Annotated in this window: 19 protein-coding genes; 11 read left to right on the forward strand and 8 right to left on the reverse strand. The window is 58.4% G+C overall.

Annotated features, from left to right (window positions below; all coding sequences use genetic code 11):
- Positions 1-113: 113 nt before the first annotated feature.
- Genes IV01_RS20955 through IV01_RS20945 form a run of 3 tightly spaced genes read left to right on the forward strand, consistent with a single transcriptional unit; the run spans position 114 to position 3,758 of the window.
- The gene (locus IV01_RS20955) at positions 114-1,922 is read left to right on the forward strand and encodes a sensor histidine kinase (RefSeq protein WP_032626323.1); all 1,809 of its coding nucleotides are present in this window, start codon (positions 114-116) and stop codon (positions 1,920-1,922) included.
- Positions 1,919-3,292: a sigma-54-dependent transcriptional regulator gene (locus tag IV01_RS20950; RefSeq protein ID WP_032626216.1), complete on the forward strand. Its 1,374-nt coding sequence runs from the start codon at positions 1,919-1,921 to the stop codon at positions 3,290-3,292. Before IV01_RS20955 ends, IV01_RS20950 begins: the two co-directional genes overlap by 4 nt.
- Positions 3,282-3,758 carry a thioesterase domain-containing protein gene (locus IV01_RS20945; RefSeq protein ID WP_080290213.1) on the forward strand — a complete coding sequence of 159 codons (477 nt, stop codon included), beginning with the start codon at positions 3,282-3,284 and terminating at the stop codon, positions 3,756-3,758. The genes IV01_RS20950 and IV01_RS20945 overlap by 11 nt, the downstream gene beginning before the upstream one ends.
- A gap of 823 nt (positions 3,759-4,581) precedes the next feature.
- On the opposite strand, the gene cysQ is transcribed toward IV01_RS20945, so the two are convergent.
- Positions 4,582-5,424, reverse strand: coding sequence for a 3'(2'),5'-bisphosphate nucleotidase CysQ (gene cysQ, locus IV01_RS20940; protein ID WP_032626217.1), 843 nt, complete (start codon positions 5,422-5,424; stop codon positions 4,582-4,584).
- Positions 5,421-5,987, reverse strand: coding sequence for an ADP compounds hydrolase NudE (gene nudE / locus IV01_RS20935; protein WP_032626218.1), 567 nt, complete (start codon positions 5,985-5,987; stop codon positions 5,421-5,423). The genes cysQ and nudE overlap by 4 nt, the downstream gene beginning before the upstream one ends.
- A 115-nt stretch (positions 5,988-6,102) precedes the next feature.
- Here nudE and yrfG point away from each other — a divergent pair, with 115 nt between their 5' ends.
- Positions 6,103-6,765: a GMP/IMP nucleotidase gene (gene yrfG, locus IV01_RS20930; RefSeq protein WP_032626220.1), complete on the forward strand. Its 663-nt coding sequence runs from the start codon at positions 6,103-6,105 to the stop codon at positions 6,763-6,765.
- Between the two features lie 129 nt (positions 6,766-6,894).
- Here the strand turns inward: yrfG and lysM are convergent, their stop codons facing one another.
- A complete protein-coding gene (gene lysM / locus IV01_RS20925; protein WP_032626221.1) occupies positions 6,895-7,344 on the reverse strand; it encodes a peptidoglycan-binding protein LysM in 450 nt (149 codons plus the stop codon).
- Positions 7,345-7,491: 147 nt separating this feature from the next.
- Between lysM and IV01_RS20920 the strand changes: the two genes are divergently transcribed.
- The 4 genes from IV01_RS20920 (at position 7,492) to IV01_RS20905 (ending at position 12,462) form a co-directional block, all read left to right on the forward strand.
- Positions 7,492-8,379, forward strand: coding sequence for a LysR family transcriptional regulator (locus IV01_RS20920; RefSeq protein WP_032626223.1), 888 nt, complete (start codon positions 7,492-7,494; stop codon positions 8,377-8,379).
- Between the two features lie 95 nt (positions 8,380-8,474).
- Positions 8,475-9,314 (forward strand): formate dehydrogenase accessory sulfurtransferase FdhD, encoded by an 840-nt coding sequence (gene fdhD / locus IV01_RS20915; protein WP_032626224.1) that lies wholly within the window; start codon positions 8,475-8,477, stop codon positions 9,312-9,314.
- Positions 9,311-11,647, forward strand: coding sequence for an FdhF/YdeP family oxidoreductase (locus tag IV01_RS20910; RefSeq protein ID WP_032626225.1), 2,337 nt, complete (start codon positions 9,311-9,313; stop codon positions 11,645-11,647). Before fdhD ends, IV01_RS20910 begins: the two co-directional genes overlap by 4 nt.
- 350 nt (positions 11,648-11,997) lie before the next feature.
- Complete coding sequence (locus tag IV01_RS20905) at positions 11,998-12,462, forward strand: glycine zipper domain-containing protein (RefSeq protein WP_032626226.1); 465 nt, start codon at positions 11,998-12,000, stop codon at positions 12,460-12,462.
- A 48-nt stretch (positions 12,463-12,510) separates the two neighbouring features.
- On the opposite strand, the gene IV01_RS20900 is transcribed toward IV01_RS20905, so the two are convergent.
- Positions 12,511-12,942, reverse strand: a complete 432-nt coding sequence (locus tag IV01_RS20900; RefSeq protein ID WP_032626228.1) for an acyl-CoA thioesterase — start codon at positions 12,940-12,942, stop codon at positions 12,511-12,513.
- Positions 12,943-12,978: 36 nt separating this feature from the next.
- Entirely contained in the window at positions 12,979-14,916 is a 1,938-nt protein-coding gene (locus IV01_RS20895) for a RecQ family ATP-dependent DNA helicase (protein ID WP_032626229.1), read from the reverse strand.
- 184 nt (positions 14,917-15,100) lie between these two features.
- Between IV01_RS20895 and IV01_RS20890 the strand changes: the two genes are divergently transcribed.
- Both IV01_RS20890 and IV01_RS20885 read left to right on the forward strand, forming a co-directional pair.
- The gene (locus IV01_RS20890) at positions 15,101-15,919 is read left to right on the forward strand and encodes a hypothetical protein (RefSeq protein WP_032626231.1); all 819 of its coding nucleotides are present in this window, start codon (positions 15,101-15,103) and stop codon (positions 15,917-15,919) included.
- A 197-nt stretch (positions 15,920-16,116) separates the two neighbouring features.
- The gene (locus IV01_RS20885; protein ID WP_032626232.1) at positions 16,117-17,250 is read left to right on the forward strand and encodes a hypothetical protein; all 1,134 of its coding nucleotides are present in this window, start codon (positions 16,117-16,119) and stop codon (positions 17,248-17,250) included.
- Positions 17,251-17,560: 310 nt separating this feature from the next.
- On the opposite strand, the gene IV01_RS20880 is transcribed toward IV01_RS20885, so the two are convergent.
- The 3 genes from IV01_RS20880 to IV01_RS20870 form a co-directional block, all read right to left on the reverse strand.
- Positions 17,561-19,102, reverse strand: coding sequence for a phosphoenolpyruvate carboxykinase (locus IV01_RS20880; RefSeq protein ID WP_032626233.1), 1,542 nt, complete (start codon positions 19,100-19,102; stop codon positions 17,561-17,563).
- A 180-nt stretch (positions 19,103-19,282) separates the two neighbouring features.
- Positions 19,283-20,176, reverse strand: a complete 894-nt coding sequence (gene hslO, locus IV01_RS20875; RefSeq protein ID WP_032626234.1) for an Hsp33 family molecular chaperone HslO — start codon at positions 20,174-20,176, stop codon at positions 19,283-19,285.
- Between the two features lie 237 nt (positions 20,177-20,413).
- Positions 20,414-20,821 (reverse strand): RNA-binding S4 domain-containing protein, encoded by a 408-nt coding sequence (locus IV01_RS20870; protein ID WP_032626235.1) that lies wholly within the window; start codon positions 20,819-20,821, stop codon positions 20,414-20,416.
- 117 nt (positions 20,822-20,938) lie between these two features.
- Between IV01_RS20870 and IV01_RS20865 the strand changes: the two genes are divergently transcribed.
- On the forward strand, positions 20,939-21,721 hold the full coding sequence (locus tag IV01_RS20865) for an EAL domain-containing protein (RefSeq protein WP_032626236.1): 783 nt from the start codon (positions 20,939-20,941) through the stop codon (positions 21,719-21,721).
- Positions 21,722-21,733: the final 12 nt, after the last annotated feature.

The raw sequence follows: 21,733 nt of genomic DNA on the forward strand, positions 1-21,733 counted from the left end.
AGCAAGCTCGCTCCTACAGAACCAACGTATTTCTTGTAGGAGCGAGCTTGCTCGCGATGGCGTTTTCCCAGGCGTCCCGAAAAGCCGAGCCCTAGCGCAGCCTGAACATGACCATGACCCCCACCCTCCCACCCCGTCCACGCTGGCGCAGCCTTGCGCTGCTGGCGCTATGCCTGGCGCCGCTGTTGTGGCCGCTGGAGCATCTGGCTGAGCGCTATTACCGTAACGAGCTGGTCAGCCAGAATCGTCAAACTCTGGACCTGTATGTCGCCAACTTGCTGGGTACCCTGCATCGCTACGAAACCCTGCCGCAGATTCTCAGCCAGCTACCCGATCTGCCCGCTGTACTGAAAGCGCCCCAGGATCAGGCCAGACAGCAAACTGCCAACCACTTGCTGGAAACCATCGTTCGCCAGACCGGTGCGGAAGTCATGTACCTGATGAACGCCGACGGCACCACGCTGGCGGCCTCGAACTGGGACAAACGTGACAGCTTCGTGGGCCGCAACTTTGCCTTTCGGCCGTATTTCAGCGATGCCATGGCGGGCAATCTCGGACGCTTCTTCGGGCTGGGCACCACCTCGGCCAAACGTGGTTACTTCTTTGCTTCGGCAGTCCGCGATGGCGACAAAGTGATCGGCGTTCTGGTGGTCAAGATCGATCTGGATCACACCGAAAATCTGTGGGGTAAAACCCCCGAACAACTGTTGCTCACCGACCACAACGGCGTGGTCATCCTGACCTCCCGGCCCGAATGGCGCTTCCGAGCCACCCGTGCGCTGAGCGAGGAAGAGAAGCAGGCCATCGTCGCCATCCAGCCCTACCCGACCCGTGACCCACGGCCGTTATTGCTCGATGAAAAAGCCTGGCTGACGCAAAACCAACAAATCGCCGAAACCGGTTGGAGCGTGAATATTCTGGCGCCCCGAGCCTTGATTGATCGCCCGGTGCGCACCGTCGTGGCGGTAGGCGGCGCTACGCTGCTGGTGGTGATGTTGCTGCTGGGCATCATGATCCAGCGGCGCAGGCATTATCTGGACCGCATCGCCTTCGAAGCCCAGGCACGTCGCGAGCTTGAGGCGCGGGTCATTGAGCGCACCAGCGACCTTGAAGGCCTCAACAGTCGCCTCAGGCAAGAAGTGCTCGAACGCGAACAAGCCCAGCAGGAGCTGGTTCGCGCTCAGGACGAGCTGGTCCAGGCGGGCAAGCTTTCGGCGCTGGGCACTATGTCGGCGAGCATCAGCCACGAACTCAATCAACCGCTGGCGGCGATCCGCAGCTACGCCGAGAACGCCGAAGTGTTGCTGGACCATTCACGCACCGACGATGCACGGGGCAACCTCAAGCTGATCGGCGAACTGACCGGGCGCATGTCTTCGATCATCGCCCACCTGCGCGCCTTTGCCCGTCGCGACCGCCACGCCCCGGAAAGCGTGGCCCTGCAACCGGCCCTCGATGACGCCCTGGCATTATTGACCAAGCGTCGCCGGGCGATGGAAGTGGAGCTGATCCGTGATCTGCCTGACGCAACGCTGTGGGTGCAGGCCGGTGAAACCCGTTTGCGGCAAGTGCTCGGCAACCTGCTGGCCAACGCGCTGGATGCCCTGACAGAAAAGGGCCCGCCGCGCAGAATCTGGATCAGTGCCGAACAGACCGCTAATGGCGTCAATCTGTTCATCCGTGACAACGGGCCGGGGTTTACTCAGGAAGCGCTGGCCCGGGCCCGCGAGCCGTTTTTCACCACCAAGACCCGCACACAAGGGCTGGGCCTGGGCCTGGCGATTTGCGATACCCTGATGCGCGCCCTGGGTGGCGAGCTGCTATTCGACAACCACCCAACCGGAGGCGCACTACTGACCTTGCGTCTGCGTGACGGGGCATCCGGCGTCAACCTTCAACCGCCAGAGGATTTATCTGCATGACCGCCATCGACAGCAAGATCCAGGTAGTGCTGATCGACGACGACCCGCACCTGCGCCAGGCCCTGAGCCAGACGCTGGATCTGGCCGGCCTCAAAGTGCTGACCTTGCACGAGGCCAACGGTCTGGCCGCGCGCATTGAGCGTGACTGGCCCGGCGTGGTGGTCAGCGACATTCGCATGCCGGGGATGGACGGCCTCGAACTGCTCAGTGATTTGCATGGTCGAGACCCGGAGCTGCCGGTTTTGCTGATCACCGGGCATGGCGATGTACCGCTGGCGGTGCAAGCGATGCGAGCCGGGGCTTATGACTTTCTGGAAAAACCCTTCGCCAGTGATTCGCTGCTCGACAGCGTGCGCCGGGCATTGGCCTTGCGTCGCCTGGTTCTGGATAACCGCAGCCTTAGGCTGGCATTGAGCGACCGCCAGCAATTGAGTGCGCGGCTGGTGGGCCAGTCCGCGCCCATGCTGCGTCTGCGCCAGCAGATCGGTGCTCTGGCGGCGACCAAGGCCGATGTGTTGATCCTCGGTGAAACCGGCGCGGGCAAAGAGGTCGTGGCTCGGGCGCTGCATGATCTGTCCAACCGTCGCACCGGGCCGTTTGTGGCGATCAACGCCGGCGCGCTGGCTGAGTCGGTGGTGGAAAGCGAGCTGTTCGGCCACGAGCCCGGAGCTTTTACCGGCGCGCAGAAGCGCCGCATCGGCAAATTCGAATTCGCCAACGGTGGCACGCTGTTCCTCGATGAAATCGAAAGCATGAGCATGGACGTGCAGGTCAAACTGCTGCGCTTGCTGCAAGAGCGAGTGGTGGAACGTCTGGGCGGTAACCAGCAGATCGCGCTGGATATTCGAGTCATCGCCGCGACTAAAGAAGATCTGCGTCAGGCAGCCGATCAAGGCCGCTTCCGGGCCGACTTGTACTACCGGCTCAACGTCGCGCCGCTGCGCATTCCGCCTTTGCGTGAACGAGGTGAAGATGCGCTGATGTTGTTCCAGCACTACGCGGATGCCGCCAGCATGCGCCACGGTTTGCCCAAACATGAATTACAACCAGCACAACGCGCCTTGCTGTTGCGCCACACCTGGCCAGGCAATGTGCGCGAATTGCAAAACGCTGCCGAGCGCTTTGCCCTCGGGCTGGAGCTGGCGCTGGAAGGTAATGAAGTACCGGTGGTGCCGACCATTACCGGCGGCTTGAGCGAACAGGTTGAAAGCTTCGAACGCGCCTTGATTGCCGCCGAACTGACCCGGCCGCACACCTCCGTGCGCAGCCTCGCCGAAGCCCTGGGCCTGCCGCGAAAAACCCTGCACGACAAACTGCGCAAACATGGCCTGAGTTTCGGCGGTAGCGCGGACGAGCCGAATGAAGACTGAGGACGATCCGATGATGCAGCAAGCCCACGCATTGGAGCATGTCCTGCACCACGACATTCCGCTGACCCGGGAAATGGGCGTGAAAGTCCTGAGTTGGCAGGATCATCAGTTACGCCTGCATTTACCGCTGGCGCCCAACATCAATCACAAAAGCACCCTGTTCGGCGGCAGCCTGTATTGCGGCGCCGTGCTGGCGGGCTGGGGTTGGTTGCATTTGCGCCTGCGCGAGGTCGGTATTACTGACGGGCATATCGTGATTCAGGACGGGCAAATCAGCTATCCACTGCCGGTCCGTGACGATGCCATCGCCATCTGCGACGCACCGGATGCCGCGGCCTGGGAGCGATTCCTCACCACTTACCAACGCAGAGGCCGAGCCCGCCTCACCCTGCCAACCCGAATCTACGCCCACGACAGCGATCAGGAAGCGGTGCGGTTTGTGGGGCAGTTTGTGGTGCACCGGTAGAGAGTTTGAGCTGCGGTTGATTGTGGACGCGGAAGGCCCGAAGGACCGCGCCGCCTGATTCGCGGGCAAGCCTCGCTCCAACGGATAGACGGCGAGCTGTAGGAGCGCGCTTGCCCGCGATGAACGTTGACGCGGTATGCCCGAAAGACCGCGCCGCCTGATTCGCGGGCAAGCCTCGCTCCAACGGACAATCGGCGAGCTGTAGGAGCGCGCTTGCCCGCGATGAACGATGACGCGGTAGGCCTGAAGGACCGCGCCGCCTGATTCGCGGGCAAGCACCGCTCCAACGGACAATCGGCGAGCTGTAGGAGCGCGCTTGCCCGCGATGAACGTTGACGCGGTATGCCCGAAAGACCGCGCCGCCTGATTCGCGGGCAAGCCTCGCTCCAACGGACAATCGGCGAGCTGTAGGAGCGCGCTTGCCCGCGATGAACGATGACGCGGTAGGCCTGAAGGACCGCGCCGCCTGATTCGCGGGCAAGCCTCGCTCCAACGGACAATCGGCGAGCTGTAGGAGCGCGCTTGCCCGCGATGAACGATGACGCGGTAGGCCTGAAAGACCGCGCCGCCTGATTCGCGGGCAAGCCTCGCTCCAACGGACAATCGGCGAGCTGTAGGAGCGCGCTTGCCCGCGATGAACGATGACGCGGTAGGCCTGAAGGACCGCGCCGCCTGATTCGCGGGCAAGCCTCGCTCCAACGGATAGACGGCGAGCTGTAGGAGCGCGCTTGCCCGCGATGAACGTTGACGCGGTATGCCCGAAAGACCGCGCCGTCCTTATCGCGGGCAAGCACCGCTCCCACGTAGTGTTTTCAGGTTGAAATCAGGACCGCGCCAGGTCCAGCAGCTTCTCTTTCCACTCAGCCCCAGCCGGCAAGGCCAGAAAAAAGGGGTTAAGCAGGGACTCACGCGCCGGGTAGCTGAACGACTCGCCGGACAATTCCAGCACCTCGCCGCCCGCCCCTTCCAGCACACCTTGGGCGGCTGCGGTGTCCCATTGTGAAGTCGGCGCCAGACGCGGATAGCAATCAGCGGCACCTTCGGCCAGCAAACAGAACTTCAACGAGCTACCAATATTGGTCAGCTGCAATTGCCCCACCGCAGCAGACAAACCGGCCAGCAAACGCTCCTGCTCCGCGCTGGAGTGTCGGCGGCTGGCGACCACGGTGAAGTCATGGCCTTCCCCCAGTTCCTGGCGCACGCTGATCGGCGTCAGGTGATCATCATCGTCGCTGCGCCATGCGCCCAGACCCGCGCCGCCGAAGTAGCAGCGGTTGTTGGTCGGCATCGAGACCACGCCAAATACCACGCGACCTTTCTCGATCAGCGCGACGTTGACCGTGAATTCTTCGCTCCCGGAGATGAATTCCTTGGTGCCGTCCAATGGATCCACCAGCCACCAGCGCTCCCAGCTTGCGCGCTCGCTCAGCGGGATATTGGCGTCTTCTTCGGACAACACGTGGATATCCGGCGCCAGCGCCAGCAAACCTTCGGCAAGCAATTGATGAGCAGCGATGTCGGCGGCGGTGACCGGCGAATCATCAGCCTTGGACGTCACGGTCACATTGGCGCGCCAGTAAGGCAGGATCACTTCCCCGGCCAGTCGGCAAAGCTTGATCACAGGCTCCAGCAAGGGGTGCGGCAAATCAGTAAAAACATCGGTCATGGCAGAAACAGTCCGCGCTGGGTTAACAGATCCCGTGCCAGATACAGCGCAGCCAGAGCCCGGCCTTCGCTGAACTGTGGGTGTTCGATTAGGCTCGACAGCTCGCGCAGGTTCACTTTATCCACGCGCATCGGCTCAGGTTCGTCGCCTTCAAGGCGTTCTTCATATAGATCGGTGGCCAGTACCACCTGAATCTTCTGGCTCATGTAGCCCGGCGAAAGAGACAGCTCGGTCAGATGTTCCAACTGGTGAGCACCAAAGCCCGCTTCCTCCTTGAGTTCGCGGTTGGCAGCGGCCAGCACATCTTCACCCGGCTCGATCAAGCCCTTGGGCAGCGACAATTCGTATTCGTCAGTTCCGCCGCAATATTCTTCGATCAGTACCGCATGATCGGCATCAAGCATGGCGACAATCATCACCGCGCCGTAACCCGCACCACGTCCGACCAACCGCTCATAGGTTCGCTCGACGCCGTTGGCAAAGCGCAATTGCAGCTCTTCAACACGGAACAAACGGCTACTGGCGACGATTTCGCGGGCGAGTACGGTGGGTTTCTGGCGCATGACAGGCTCCTTTGCGGTGACGGAGTACTATACCGTGGCTTTTCCGATTGTTTGTGTCGGATATGCTTACACTCTGCTCCAAAAACGACAGCCATCAACATCCAGCGAGACCCGAATGCCTTCAATGCCTTGGCGCGACATCGATACCGTATTGCTCGACATGGACGGCACCCTGCTCGATCTGCATTACGACGAACATTTCTGGCTCCAGCATTTGCCCCAGCGCTATGCCGAACTGCACGGCATCAGCCACGCGATGGCCTTGCTGGAGATGAAGCCACTGTTTGAAAAAAATGCAGGGACGCTCAATTGGTATTGCCTGGATTATTGGAGCGCCGAGCTGAAGCTGTCAGTTCGCGACCTGAAGCTGGAAACCGCCGACCTGATCGCTCTGCGTCCGGATGCGGAAACCTTTCTCGATGCCATCAAACAGGCGGGTAAGCGGGTCATCATGATCACCAACGCTCATCGCGACTCGCTGTCGTTGAAGATGGAGCGAATCGAGCTGGCACCTTATTTTGAGCGGCTGATCAGCTCTCACGATTACGGGTTCCCCAAGGAAAGCCCGCATTTCTGGGATGCACTGCAAGCCGACATCGCCTTCGATCCAGCGCGCAGCCTGTTTATCGACGACACCCTGCCCATCCTGCGCAGCGCCCGCACCTTTGGCGTTGGCCACTTGCTGGCGGTCAGTGAGCCGAACAGCCAGAAGGGGCCTAAAAACACCGAGGAGTTTGCGGCTGTGACGGATTATCGGGAGTTGATGGTGGGGTTGTAGCTATCTGGCGACCCGTACTCGTGGGAGCAAGCTTGCTTGCGAAGGCAATGTTTAAGGCGCGAAATAGTTGCCGGGTGCACTACCCCTTTCGCGAGCAAGCTCGCTCCTACAGACTCCCACTGGTGTTGTTTACTCCGGAATCCGCAACACCTGACCCGGATAGATCTTGTTCACATCCTTGAGCATCGGTTTATTCGCGTCGAATATCTTCTGATATTTGTTCGGATCGCCATACACGCGCTTGGAAATGGCGCTCAGGGTATCGCCTTTTTCCACGGTTACGAATTTGGCCGCTGTGGTTGGCGCAGCACCTGAGGCGATGGTCATTTGATCATCGACTTCGGCGACACCGCTGATATTCCCCAAAATCAGAAGAATTTTTTCCTTCTCTTCCTGACTGGCCGCTTCGCCTGTGACGGTGACTTTGTCGCCCTCCACAGTGGTCTGGATATTCGGATTGCCCAAACCCACCTGAGCTATATGCTTCTTCAAGGCTTCATCCGAGGCACTGGCGTCGCCCGGCGTTATTGCATCGAGAATCTTTTCACCGGCTTCTTTCAAGAAACTGAAAATACTCATTAGCGTTCTCCGTTCGTTATTTTTGCGTCCTGAATAGACAACATAAGTTCCGACGGGAGACAGCTCACTTGGTTCCGGTTACGTGTTGGCCGCCCATCCGATGGCTCGACAGGCTAGAATTGCCGCTTGCAGTAAACCGGAGCGACTATGGACATCAAACAACTAAAATTCCTGATCGCCCTCGACGAAACGAGGCATTTCGGCCAGGCGGCCGCGCGTTGCAACATCACTCAACCCACGCTGTCGATGCGCCTGCGCAATCTGGAAGAAGAGTTGGAGCTACCCTTGGTAGTGCGCGGTCAGCGCTTCGAGGGTTTCACCGCGCCAGGTGAACGAGTGCTGGCCTGGGCCCGGACCGTGCTCGCGGCCTATGACGGTTTACAAGCCGAAGCTGCCGCCTGTCGTGGCCATCTGGTGGGCACGCTGCGCCTGGGTATCGTGCCTCTGTCGAGCTTCGATCCACTGACGCTGCTCAAGCGCTTGCACCAGACCCATCCAAATTTGCGTTTCGAGCTGTCCTCTCTCAGCTCCGAGCAGGTGCTGGAACAGCTTGCCAGTAACCGGATTGATCTTGGCGTTTCGTACATGGAGCGTCTGGATACCGAGCGTTTCGATTCAATGCCCTTGGCGGAGACCCGGATGGGCGTGCTTTACGATCATCGCCACTTCAATTTCGGTGAAAAACCACTGAACTGGCCGGATCTGATCACACTGCCCTTGGGCCTGCTGACCAGCGGTATGCATTTCCGCCAGTCCATCGACACCAACTTCCACAGCCGGGGCCTGCAGTTCGAGCCAATGCTGCAAACCGACGCCGTTCATCAGTTGCTGCAAGCAGTGCACGGCGGCTTTTGCTGCGCAATCGTGCCGTTGGACGGTGGCCTGGAAAACCTGACTGAGGATTTGCGCCTGCACCCCATTGATGACGCCCGCACCATGGCGCAGCTGGGGCTGATCATGCGCCGCAGCGCTCCCCGCTCAGCACTGGCCGAAGCGTGCTTCGCCCTATACCAGAAAATTGCTGAAGAACATTGATCGACGTCATCTATCAACGCATTGGAACTAGCGATTAGACGTTATCCGACAAGAGGCCTAGGCTAACGTCATATCAATCTGCCGGTACGTCCCCCATGCACGCCAAGCGCACGGTCAGTACGGCGCCCGCCGAACAGTCGCCAGCGCCTGCAGCCAGCCAGACTTATAGCTACTCAAACCTTGCTGCCGATGAGTCGGCACCGGCAGATCTTGCCGAAGAGGTTGCATTGGCGATCGCCTATAACGGCATCAGCCAGGCTGTCATGCTGGTCACGCCCAGCAATCTTGAAGACTTTGTCGTCGGCTTTAGCCTTGGCAGCGGCATCATCGCTTCGCCTGACGAAATCTATGACATCAAGCTAAGCGGTTGCGGCTCTGCGCAACAGGCCGAGGTCGAAATAGCCAGTCGCGCTTTCTGGGACCTCAAGCAGCAACGTCGCCATATGACTGGCACAAGCGGCTGCGGACTGTGTGGCGTGGAAGCGGTTGAACAGGCATTGCCTGAACTGAACGTACTGCAAGGCGCGCCTTTACCGCCCATTGAATGGCTTGAGGGCCTGCGCCAGCGCATCGGCGAATTTCAGCCGCTGGGTCGCCACTGTGGTGCCGTGCACGCTGCGGTTTTCATGAATAACCAGGGCCAGTTGCTACTGGGCCGCGAAGACATCGGTCGACACAACGCGCTCGACAAACTGATCGGCGCTCTGGTGCGCCAGAACATTTCCATGACGGGCGGCCTGGCCATCGTCACCAGCCGATGCAGCCTGGAGTTGATCCAGAAAGTGCTGCGCGCAGGCATTCAGACGCTGGTCAGTCTGTCTTCGCCCACCGGGCTGGCGCTGCAATGGGCACGTCGTCATAACCTGAATCTAATTCACCTGCCGCAACACAGTGCGCCGCGGGTTTACAGTCCCGCGTTGGAGAATCAAGCATGAGCATGCATAAAGAAGCCGATACCAAACCGACCCCGCGTTACAAGCCTTACAAGGGCGCGGCGGGTGGCTGGGGCGCACTGATCAGCGTGACACATGCCTGGCTAACCAGCGACAACGCGCTGAAAAACTTGCGCATGATGCTCAAGACCAACCAGAACGGCGGCTTCGACTGCCCCGGTTGCGCCTGGGGTGACTCGCCGGAAAGCGGTATGGTCAAGTTCTGCGAAAACGGCGCCAAGGCGGTTAACTGGGAAGCCACCAAGCGTCGTGTCGATCCGTCGTTCTTCGCCCGCCACAGCGTCAGCGCCCTGCGTGAGCAGAGCGACTACTGGCTGGAGTATCAGGGCCGGTTGACCGAACCGATGGTCTACGATGCAGAAACTGACCGCTACAAGCCGATCAGCTGGGAAGACGCTTTCTTCCTGATCGCCAAACACCTCAAAGCGCTGCCGAACCCGAACATGGCCGAGTTCTATACCTCGGGCCGGGCGAGCAACGAAGCGGCATACCTGTATCAGCTGTTCGTGCGCGCCTATGGGACCAACAACTTCCCTGATTGCTCCAACATGTGCCACGAGGCCAGCGGTGTTGCCTTGTCACAAAGCGTTGGTGTGGGTAAAGGCACCGTCACCTTCGACGACTTCGAACACGCGGACGCCATTTTCGTCTGGGGCCAGAACCCCGGCACCAACCACCCACGCATGCTTGAACCCCTGCGCGAGGCGGTAAAGCGTGGTGCTCAGGTGGTGTGCGTGAACCCGCTCAAAGAGCGCGGCCTTGAGCGCTTTCAGAACCCGCAGCACCCAATCGAGATGCTCACTAACGGTGACAGTCCGACCAACACCGCTTACTTCCGCCCGGCATTGGGCGGCGACATGGCGCTACTGCGCGGTATGGCCAAGTTCCTGCTGCAATGGGAGCGCGATGCTCAGGCAGCCAATGCCCCGTCAGTGTTCGATCACGCGTTCCTCAACGAACACACTCAGGGTGTGCTCGATTACCTGGCGACCATTGACGACACCCCATGGGACAAGATCGTCGAACAGTCTGGTCTGACGCTGGCAGAGATCGAGCAGTCCGCTCGCATGTATGCCAAGGGCAAGAACGTCATCATGTGCTGGGCGATGGGCATTACCCAGCACCGCCATTCGGTGGCAACCATTCAGGAAATCGCCAACCTGATGCTGCTGCGCGGCAACATCGGCCGCCCAGGCGCAGGCTTGTGCCCGGTTCGCGGCCATAGCAACGTGCAAGGTGACCGGACCATGGGCATCAACGAACGCCCACCGGCGTTTTTCCTTGATGCGCTGGAGCGTCGCTTCCAGTTCAAGGTGCCCCGTGAAAACGGCCACAACGTGGTGGAAGCCATTCACGCCATGGCCGAAGGTCGCGCCAAAGTCTTCATCGCTCTGGGCGGCAACTTTGCCCAGGCCACACCGGACAGCGCCCGTACCGTTGCGGCACTGAGCAATTGCGACCTGACCGTACAGATCAGCACCAAGCTTAACCGCAGCCATTTGAGCCACGGTAAAGAAGCGCTGATTCTTCCGTGCTTCGGCCGTACCGACATCGATATCCAGGCCAACGGCCCACAAGCCGTCACCGTGGAAGACTCGTTCAGCATGGTCCACGCGTCCAACGGCCAGTTGCAGCCGTCGTCGCGTCACATGCGCTCGGAGCCTGCCATCCTCGCTGGCATTGCCGATGCAACTCTGGGCAAGCAGCCAGTCGACTGGTTGTGGCTGGTGGAAGATTACAGCCGCATCCGCGAGCTGATCGCCGACACCATTCCTGGCTTCAAGGACTTCAATCAGCGTCTGGAACATCCAGGTGGTTTCTATCTGGGCAACGCGGCAGGCGCCCGTCGCTGGAACACTCCAACCGAGCGCGCCAACTTCAAACCCAATCTGCTGCCCCTGGATCTGGTGCATAGCAGCGTGCGCTCAACCGGACAATTGCCGGACCTGATCATGCAATCCATGCGCTCTCACGATCAGTACAACACCACGATCTATGGCCTCGACGATCGTTATCGCGGGGTTAAAGGTCAGCGTGACGTGCTGTTCGTCAACGAAGCCGACATCATCCGCCTGGGCTTCCAGCCCGGTCAGAAAGTCGACATCGTCTCGATCTGGAGCGACGACCACGTGCGCCGCGTGAAGAACTTCACACTGCTGGCCTTCGACATCCCGGCGGGCCAGGCTGCCGCCTACTACCCGGAAGTCAATCCACTGGTGCCGCTGGAAAGCGTCGGCGACGGCAGCAGCACCCCGACCTCGAAGTTCGTGGCGATCAAGCTTGAGCGCGCGGCAGAGTCGGCCCGGATTGTTTGATTGGGGTTAGCGCCACTCCAACGGATAGACACTGATCTTGTGGGAGCGAATTCATTCGCGAAGGCGATGTTGAGGCCGATGAAGATGCGTTGAATGTACCGGCCTCTTCGCGAATGAATTCGCTCCCACAAGGTAGAATTCAGCAGGTTTTCCACACCCACAAAAAAGGCCCGTTTCGTGAGAAACGGGCCTTGATCAAGTAACCTCAGACCCTCAAAAGCCACTTAAGTTCCTTAGCAAAAACAGTAACTTAGGTATTTGTGTATCAGTCGTGTTACTCGTCGGATTTGCGTTGCCACATCGTCTTCATAACCTCAGGATCGGCCCGTCATCCCTCTGAGGTTCATTCCATGAAGTATTCCTCGATTCTGTTGTTGTCACTCACCCTGACCAGTGGTCTCGCCTGTGCAGGCGGTACGCTAGAGTCTGGTGTGGGCGGTGCATTGGGTGGGGTACTCGGTTCCGTTGTCGGCCAACAAGTAGGCGGCAGCACAGGCGCAGCCATTGGTGCTGGCCTGGGTGGTGCAGGTGGTGCCGCAGTTGGCGCTGACCGTCGTAACCGCACAGAAGCCGCTATCGGCGGTGGTCTGGGTGCTGCAGGCGGTAATGTGATTGGCCGCAGCGTAGGCGGCAATACAGGCAGCCTGGTGGGCGCAGCAGCTGGCGGTGGTGCAGGTGGCGCGTTGGGCAACTATATGGGCAACGAAAGCCGCGCCGATGAGCGTAACGACCGTCGCTATCGTGGCCATGACCGTGGCCCACGCGGACATGCACACGGCCATCACAAAAAACATCGCGATTACCGTCACCGTTAATTTTGCTGTACACCAATACTGGCCGCCCTTAAGCGGCCAGTATTGTTTTCACATCACTAAAACCTGCAAGGCCGCCCGCAGCCCTTCAGGGATAGAAACCGGCTGATTAGAGGCGCGATCCACGAACACATGCACGAAGCGCCCCGCCGCACAGGCTTCGTTCTCCCCAGCCTTGAACACTGCCAGCTCGTACTGCACAGAACTGTTGCCCAGCTTTGCCACGCGCACCCCCACTTCGATGAGATCCGGGTAGGCAATCGATGCAAAGTAATCGCACGAAGAACTGACCACAAAACCCACCACCGCACCGTCGTGGATATCCAGCCCACCGCGCTCGATCAGGTAGGTGTTAACTGCGCTGTCAAAAAAGCTGTAGTAAGTCACGTTATTCACATGGCCGTAGATATCGTTGTCGTGCCACCGCGTGGTGATCGATTGGAAGTGGCGATAGTCAGTTCGTTGTAGGGTGGTGTTGGTCATGAGTCTTCCGAAAAGAGTGGGTTTCTATGTGGGAGCCTATGAAATTATGCTGTTAGCCCGCACCCAATCCCTCACCGCCGCATAGGGATAATCCTCCAGCTGAGCAAAACCCGGTATCCCTCGCGCCTTGAGCTTGGTAAACAACGGCACACTGATACCGCACAGAAAACGCGTCAGGCATTCAGCGCTCGGCGTGTGATCTTTGTAACCCTCATGCTTGCGAATGAACTCGCCGCACAGTTGCTCGAAGCTCTGGGCCTCCAGCGGCGCCAGCTGTGGCGGTTCCGGCAAATACGCGACGTGCCCGTGGCATACCGAGCAATGACCACAGCGTTGCGGTGCCTGGCGATCGCCAAAGTAATCCGCCAGCCGATAGCTCAGGCATTGCTCACTGGCGAACAAGTCGAGCATCGCGTGAATCCGCTGTACTTCAGTGGTCTCGTGCTCGCTGAAGTATTCGTGTAACTCGACACTCAGCGCCTGGGCGTCAAAATCATTGACCAGCAGGCTGTAAACCTCTGTCATTTGCTTACTTTCGAGCTCGATCCAGCCCTTCTCCTGAAAGTAATCCAGCGCTTTCACCACCCGGCCGCGATCAGCCTGATATTGCTGATACATGGCATCGAAATCCACCGTCGCCCAGGTCCTGGCGCGGGTGGAGGTTTGCACCAGCGCCTCGACAAACTGACGACGCTCGCCTTCGAAACGCTGCACCAACGCATCCGGCTCAAGCAAGAACTTGAAGCGATACTCTGCAAAATAGGCGTATCGTGGCGCGATAATGCCGCGAAGCTCCAACTGCACCAACAATGTCTTGAGCGGTAACTGGCGAATATTGGTCTGGTCTGCCAGTGGCCCGAGCAGAAACTCCCACTGACCATGCGCTCCGGCATCCAGCAGCTCTTCAAGCACATGACGAATGCCGATCAGCTCCGGTGTATCGCCATAAACGAAATTCTCCAGCACGTTGAGGCTGTCGCGATTAGCCAGGACCAAGCAATCGGAAGGCGCGCCATTGCGGCCAGCTCGGCCGATTTCCTGGCTATAGTTTTCAATGGACTTGGGCAGGTCGAAATGCACCACATTGCGAATGTCGCTCTTATCGATGCCCATGCCGAAAGCGATGGTGGCTACGATGCAATTGAGCTCACCGCCCATAAACCGGCGCTGGATCGCCTCGCGTTTTTCATGAGGCAGACCGGCGTGATAGGCACTGGCAGCCATGCCGTTCTGCTCCAGATGGGCGGCGACGTATTCGGCGGTTTTCTGCAGCGTGACGTAGACGATGGTTGGCTGGCCCGCTTTGGCACCGAGCCACTCCACCAAGCGCCGACGCTTGTCACGCCCAGCAACCGGCTCGACCCACAGATTCAGGTTGGCACGGTAGAACCCTGTGGTAATCACGTCCTGAGGCTCAATGGAGAACTTGGCCTCCATATCGGCGATTACCTGCGGCGTGGCCGTGGCGGTCAGCAGCAGCGCTTGAGGAATATTGAATTCACGCTGGTAGTCCGGCAGCTTCAGATAGTCTGGCCGAAAGTTGTGCCCCCACTCGGAAATACAGTGGGCCTCGTCAACCACCAGCAAAGAAATCGGCACCTGGGAAATGAAGTGCCGGAAGCGCTCATTTTTCAAGCGCTCCACCGAGATCATCAGAATCTTCAGCTCACCGGAACGCGCCCGAGCCATGACTTGCGCGACGTCATCGCGGCTCTGTGCCGAATCGATGCTGGCTGCCGAAATGCCATGCCGCTGCAAAAACGCCAACTGGTCCTGAATCAATGCCAGCAGCGGTGAGACCACCAATGTCAGGTGCGGCAGCATCAGGGCTGGGAGTTGATAGCACAGGGACTTACCAGAACCGGTGGGGAAAATTGCCGCTGCAGAGCGCCCAGCCAGCACAGCACTGATCGCTGCCTCCTGCCCCGGTCGAAACTGCGAATACCCGAAAACCTGCGCCAGACGCTCATGCATACACTGTCACTCCATTGACCGCACCAAGATGCAAAAACCTTAGCGTGGCCGGTCTGATCAGAAAACAACCAAACCATTACAAAAATGAATCTAGGATACAGGCAACCATTACTAGCAAAGTGCTATTTGGACGGTTTAACCTTTGCGACATCTCATATGCCCTTAAGGAGGCAAAGGAACGGGAATGGAATCCGATAACCATCAAAAGGACGATGGGTTAACTCACATCCAGCGCCTGACGCCGGGTAAAGTCGACATTGTCCTGGGCTCTCACCCGAGCAAGCGCAAAGTCATAAAAAAGCCCAAGTCCAATTCATGCGCATGGATCCTCGTCGCCTTACTGCTTGTCGGTGTGGGCGCCTACGCTGTGAGCTTGCGCAACAAATCGGCGATGCCTGTGCCATCGACGCACACCGCGCGCCCTGTACCGGTCGTTGTCGAACCTGTCCAGGCGCCTGTAGAAACTCTCCCCGCACCCGAGCCCGTTGCGCCCACCAAGCCCGATGCTGCGCCGGCTGCAAGACATGAAGCAGCGGCCAAGGTGCAACCGCTCGATGAATGCATGAAAAACGGCAACGTCATCGACGAAAATGTTCTGAACTGCCGCTTTGGCCAGGTTCCTCGGCCAGTTGAGCGCGAGCCGGCCAAAGGCATGGTGTCTGCCAACTATATGGCCGACTTCAAATCAGACACCGCCCGCACCCAAAGCGAACGCCCAGGGAAAGCCGTCACCACCGTCAGCGTCAGCTTCCGCGCCGTCGATAGCCGCAACCGATATCACGCCGACTTTCGAATGTTCAACAACCATATCGATAACAACAGTGTGTGCATGAACTTCAGCAAAGGCACCGCCGAAAACCGCGAATGTCGCCGCGCCGCCGTCATCTTCTTCAAGGAAAGCTGCCTGGACTGGACCAAACGCGCCGCCAGAGACCGCGACGAACAAAGCCAACAGACGCGGGATCGTTACTGCGAGGCAAATCGGACGTTTGAGGCAGGGTGATACTGCCTGTGGGAGCGAGCTTGCGAAGAGGCCATTACATCCATTGCACTTTCAAAGCATATAAACCGCCTTCGCGAGCAAGCTCGCTCCCACGGGGGTGGTGCAGCGCTGCAAACAACAGGTAACAAAACCTCGGCCGCACGGCCCACCACACTCATCTACTCTGCCTCCCACTCACTAAACATGGAGGTTTGACGATGAGTGTATTCACTATCTTTTTTTGCGGGACCGGCTCTACCAAATTCGACATCTTGCACCCCAACTACTATGACGGGGAGCTGATTTCGACCTTAGCCCAAAATATGGCGGGCCGAGAGTTTGCCGACTGGATCGCGATGGATGGCCCAGGCAGTGGCAATCTACAAGCCGATGAGCTTTTCACCCAGCCAAAATTCTACAACTGGACAGGGACCCTGTTTGGCAAAGGCTGGTATGAGAATGTGCAGCACGCGGTCAACATTATTAAAGGCAAAACCGACTGGAAGCGGACAAAACTGACCGAGACTGATTACAAGCGCTTGAAGGCTGCGGGGGTGCCCATCCCCAACGCCAGCGATGAACCTAGTTCTTGGCTATGGCGTCATTATGATTACGGCGACAGAAAGGTCACGCCTCAAGAGCTGCAAGAAAAAATCATCAAGATCTTCCGCAAAGGCGGGCTGATTCCCAGCAAGGTCAACATGGTTGGCTGGAGTCGAGGCGGCATCAGTTGCCATATGCTGGCCAACGCCATGGCTGGCGACCCGGCGCTGCGTCAGATCCCGGTCAATATTTTTGCCGTAGACCCGGTTCCAGGCCTGGGTAACTTCCAGCTTGAAAAGGTCCACTTGGGAAAAAACGTTAAGGAATACGTGGCGTTCTATGCTCGGGATGAACGATCCACGGGCTTTTCATGCGTGATTCCAAGGACAGATTCCGCTACCCGGGTCAGCATTTACCCCATGGCTGGTCGTCACGCGACGCTGGTAGGAAATGCTTCATTTAACGGTGCCGCTAGAGGCGGCTCGCTGACGGAGGCTGGAAAACTGGTCAGACACTTTGCGGAAGTCTGCCTGACTCGCTGGGGCAGCTCATTGAACAAAAAGCTCAACCTCAGCCCTGCCCAAATCAGCAGCCTGCATCAAAGCGTTGTTATGCACGAGGACACTTTCAGAGCGATGTGGAAAAACTCCTACACCAATCTGACCGAGCATAAAAACAGTCAACGCAAAGTTAGCCATGGCGATAGAAGCGTGCATTTCTCAGCGCTGGAGGGACCACAATTCAGCCCGCCAGTGGGCTTGGCGGCATCCCTGCAAAAGGGCAATGACGCGTACAAAGATATTCACTGAGTAGCAGATCAGGCTCATCTGGACTCAAGCGTTATTTCAGCAAGAAAATAGGCTCCCCTCGCTCTTGGAAGCGAGCTCCCACAGGTTGGTATCGTCTGTGGGAGCGAGCTTGCTCGCGAAGAACAATAACGCGGTATAGCTGATGAACGGGGGCGCCTGCATCGCGGGCAAGCACCGCTCCCGCAGCTCAGAGTCTCAATATTGGCGCGATGTCGTGGGCAACCATAGAATCTCTACAGGTTTGGAGCCGCCGGATTTTCAAGCAAAAAAAACCGCCCCTGAGGGCGGTTTTTTGTTCAGCCAGTCCGTATTACAACTGCGGACCCGCTGCCTTGATCGCGTCGCTTACTTCAAACTTCTTGAAGTTCTCGACGAACAGGCTAGCCAGTGCTTTAGCCGCTTCGTCGTAGGCAGCTTTGTCAGCCCAGGTGTTGCGCGGGTTGAGCAGGCCGGTTTCAACGCCCGGTACGGCCAGTGGCACGTCGAGGTTGATGGTGTCCAGGTGTTCGGTGGCTGCGCCGATCAGTGCGCCGCTCTGGATCGCTGCAATCACGCCACGAGTGGTCGGAATGTTGAAGCGTTTGCCAACGCCGTAGCCGCCGCCAGTCCAGCCGGTGTTGACCAGATAGACCTTGGAGCCGAAACCGCGGATGCGCTTGATCAGCAGCTCTGCGTATTCGCCAGCCGGACGCGGGAAGAACGGTGCGCCGAAGCAAGTGGAGAAGGTCGACTTGATGCCGCTGCCCGAGCCCATTTCAGTGGAGCCCACCAGTGCGGTGTAGCCCGACAGGAAGTGGTAAGCCGCTTGCTCTTCGCTGAGGATCGACACGGGCGGCAGTACGCCGGTCAGGTCGCAGGTCAGGAAGATCACAGCGTTTGGCTCGCCGCCGAGGTTTTTCTCGGAACGCTTTTCAACGTGCTCCAGAGGGTAAGCGGCGCGGCTGTTCTGTGTCAGACTGCCATCGGCGTAGTCGGCTTTTTTGGTGTCGTCCAGAACAACGTTTTCCAGAACGGCGCCATGCTTGATGGCTTTCCAGATAACCGGCTCGTTCTTCTCGGACAGGTCGATGCACTTGGCATAGCAACCGCCTTCGATGTTGAACACAACACCTTCGCCCCAGCCGTGCTCGTCGTCGCCGATCAGGTAACGGCTCTCATCAGCCGACAGGGTGGTTTTGCCGGTACCGGACAGACCGAAGAACAGGGTCACGTCGCCTTCTTCGCCGATGTTGGCAGCGCAGTGCATTGGCAATACATCGGAAGCTGGCAGCAGGAAATTCTGCACCGAGAACATCGCTTTCTTCATTTCACCGGCGTAACGCATGCCAGCGATCAGCACTTTCTTCTGAGCGAAGTTGAGGATCACGCAACCATCGGAGTTGGTGCCGTCACGCTCAGGTACGCATTCGAAATTGGCAACGTTGAGAACCTGCCATTCCTGGCGACCGGCCGGGTTGTACTGAGCCGGGTTGATGAACAGGCAACGACCAAACATGTTCTGCCAGGCAGTCTGGGTGGTCATCTTCACGGCCAGGTAGTGCTCTTCAGCCGCGCCTACATGTACGTGGGAAACGAAATGCTCTTGAGCATTGTTGAAAGCTTCAACGCGATCCCACAGGGCATCGAATTTGTCAGCCGGGAACTTGCGGTTGATCGGGCCCCAGGCGATAGCGTCCTGAGTGGTTGGCTCTTCTACGATGAAACGATCAACCGGAGAACGGCCAGTACGATGGCCTGTTCTCACAACCAGTGCGCCAGTGTCGGAAAGTTCGCCTTCGCCGCGGGCAAGGGCTTGCTTGACCAGGTCGTCGATGCTCAGATCGGTGTACACAGCGTTGTTGGTTTGCGTCATGAGGGTCCCCGTCGGCCAGTGGCCGAGTGCTCCAAACGGTTTTGTAGTAAAAAAACAACCACTACTACAGCGGAAAAGTGGGCCGGATTATGCCAGAAAAGCCCAGAAATGGTAGGACCCTCCTGTCAGAACAGCCCCACCACTGCCCACAGCGTGCAGTGAGGCTAAATCCGCGCGTAATTAATGACGTGTATCAGATGGCGAATCGACACCGCCGCCAGCGAACAGCTGCGCGATATCAGTGGCATCGAAAAGATAGCGTTGGTTGCAGAACTGACAGTCGATTTCGACCGTACCGTTGTGTTCGATCACCAACTGCTGCGCATCTTCCAGCCCTAGGCTGACCAGCGCATTGGCGGAACGTTCCCGAGAGCAGCTGCAGCGGAAGCATAGCGGCTGTATGTCAAACATCCTGACTTGATCTTCGTGGAACAGCCTATGAAGCACAGTCTGGTTGTCCAGACTCAGCAACTCCTCGGCGGTCAGGGTGCTCGCCAAAGTGGTGACGTGCTCCCAGGTGGCTTCACGTGCCTCGCCATCGGTTTGCTGCGCGGCGGGCAATTGCTGCAACAAGAGACCACGGGCGCGATGCCCGTCGGCGTTAAGCCAGAACTGGGTGCCGAGCTGTTCAGACATCACGAAGTAGCTGTTGAGGCTTTCGGACAGATCCGCGCCATCCAGGGCGACGATGCCTTGATAGCGCTTGCCCTTGCGCGGGTCGACCGTCAGGGTCAGCGAGCCGTCGGGCATCAGGTCCTGCAGACCTGCTCCTGGAGTAACCAGCGATTCGTCGTAACGGGCAATGCCGCGCAATTCACGATCGCTGGAGCACTCGACCATCAACAACGGTACTGCACCGCTGGAACGCGCCTGAAGAATCAACAGGCCGTCGAACTTCAGGGTGCCGACCAACAACGCCGCAGCAGCCAACAGCTCGCCGAGCAGTTGCGCCACCGGCTCGGGGTACGGGTGTTTGGCCAATACTTCGGCGTAGCTGCGCTCCAGTGCGACCAGCTCACCGCGAACGTCGCTTTCGTCGAAAATGAAGCGCTGTGTGTAGTCGATATCAGGCATAGGAGAAGGTATCTGAATGAATGGCAGGTAATGGCGCGCATTTTATGGGCTATTGCGCAGCGTTCCAAGCGAACCGAGGTAATGCAGCTACAGAAGATCTCCAACCCTGTGGGAGCGAATTCATTCGCGATGAGGCCGGTACACCCGAAGAATCTTAATCGGCAATAACCTTGTCTTCGCGAATGAATTCGCTCCCACAGGTCCGAGGCCTGCCCGGGCTACAGGGTTCAACTGGCCTCACGTCTCGCGCACCGCACCGCGAAAATCAAACAATTGCCGACGCTGTTTCTTGGTCGGTTTGCCGTCGGTAGTCACGCCCAGATTACCCGCTTTGCGTTGCGCGGCTTCATTCTCACGTTTGGCAATGCTTTCAGGAGTTTCACTGTAAAGGGCCTGCGCTTCGGGAGCGCTGCGACGGACGATAGACAGAGCTTCTACTACTACCGTACGCTCGTCGAATCCGGCACGAATCTGAAACTGATCGCCGATTCTGGGCTCTTTGCCAGGTTTGCAACGCTCACCACGACAATGAACCTTGCCGCTTTCAATGGCTGTTTTCGCCAGCGCCCGCGTTTTGTAAAAGCGCGCTGCCCAGAGCCATTTGTCCAAACGAACTTTGTCGTCATCGTCTGACTTTTGCGCCATGTGAATTCCTCTATGGGGTGATAGTCAGACTTTACTACGTCATCAGTTGCAGGCAGTACGCGAATACGACGATCAGCCACCTTTACCATCTTTAAACCTTTACTCATGGAGTGCGATATGACCGAATTTCCGCCGTCATTGACCTCACCCAACGTCGGCTGCGATGGCTGCCGAAACAGCCCTGACCTGGATTTTTCGTTCGCCTTCGCATACCAACCCATCGTCGATTTGCGCGACAGCTCGGTTTTCGCCCATGAGGCGCTGGTGCGCGGCATCAATGGCGAAGGTGCATTTTCAGTGCTGAACCAGGTTACGGACAAGAACCGCTACCGCTTTGACCAGCTGTGCCGCACCCACGCCATTCAGGGTGCCGCCGCGCTGCACATGCAAGAGCGCCTGTCGATCAACTTCCTGCCCAACGCGGTGTACCGCCCGGAGCTGTGTATCCGCAGCACGCTGGAAGCGGCCCGTGAGCACAACTTTCCGCTGGACCGGCTGATTTTCGAAACGATCGAAAGCGAGCACGTCGATAACAATCGCCATTTGACGAATATTCTGCGTGAATACCGCCAATTCGGATTCATGACCGCCATCGATGATTTCGGCGCCGGCTATTCGGGCCTCACCCTGCTCGCCGACTTTCAGCCGGACCTGATAAAACTCGACATGCAATTAATCAGAGATATCCACCGAGATCGCCCGCGTCAGGCTATCGTTCGGGGGGTTGTCACAATGTGTGCGGAGTTGGGGGTTACAGTCATCGCCGAAGGCATCGAATGTGCCGAAGAACGAGACTTTCTCGCCGACTGCGGGATTTTTCTGATGCAAGGCTTCTGGTTCGCCAAACCTGCATTCAAAGCGTTGGCCCAGCTTCAACCTGGGTCTTTGCAGCTAGCGTGAGAAGTACGGAAT

It is taken from the genome of Pseudomonas syringae (assembly GCF_000737245.1).
Classification (GTDB): Bacteria; Pseudomonadota; Gammaproteobacteria; order Pseudomonadales; family Pseudomonadaceae; genus Aquipseudomonas; species Aquipseudomonas syringae_J.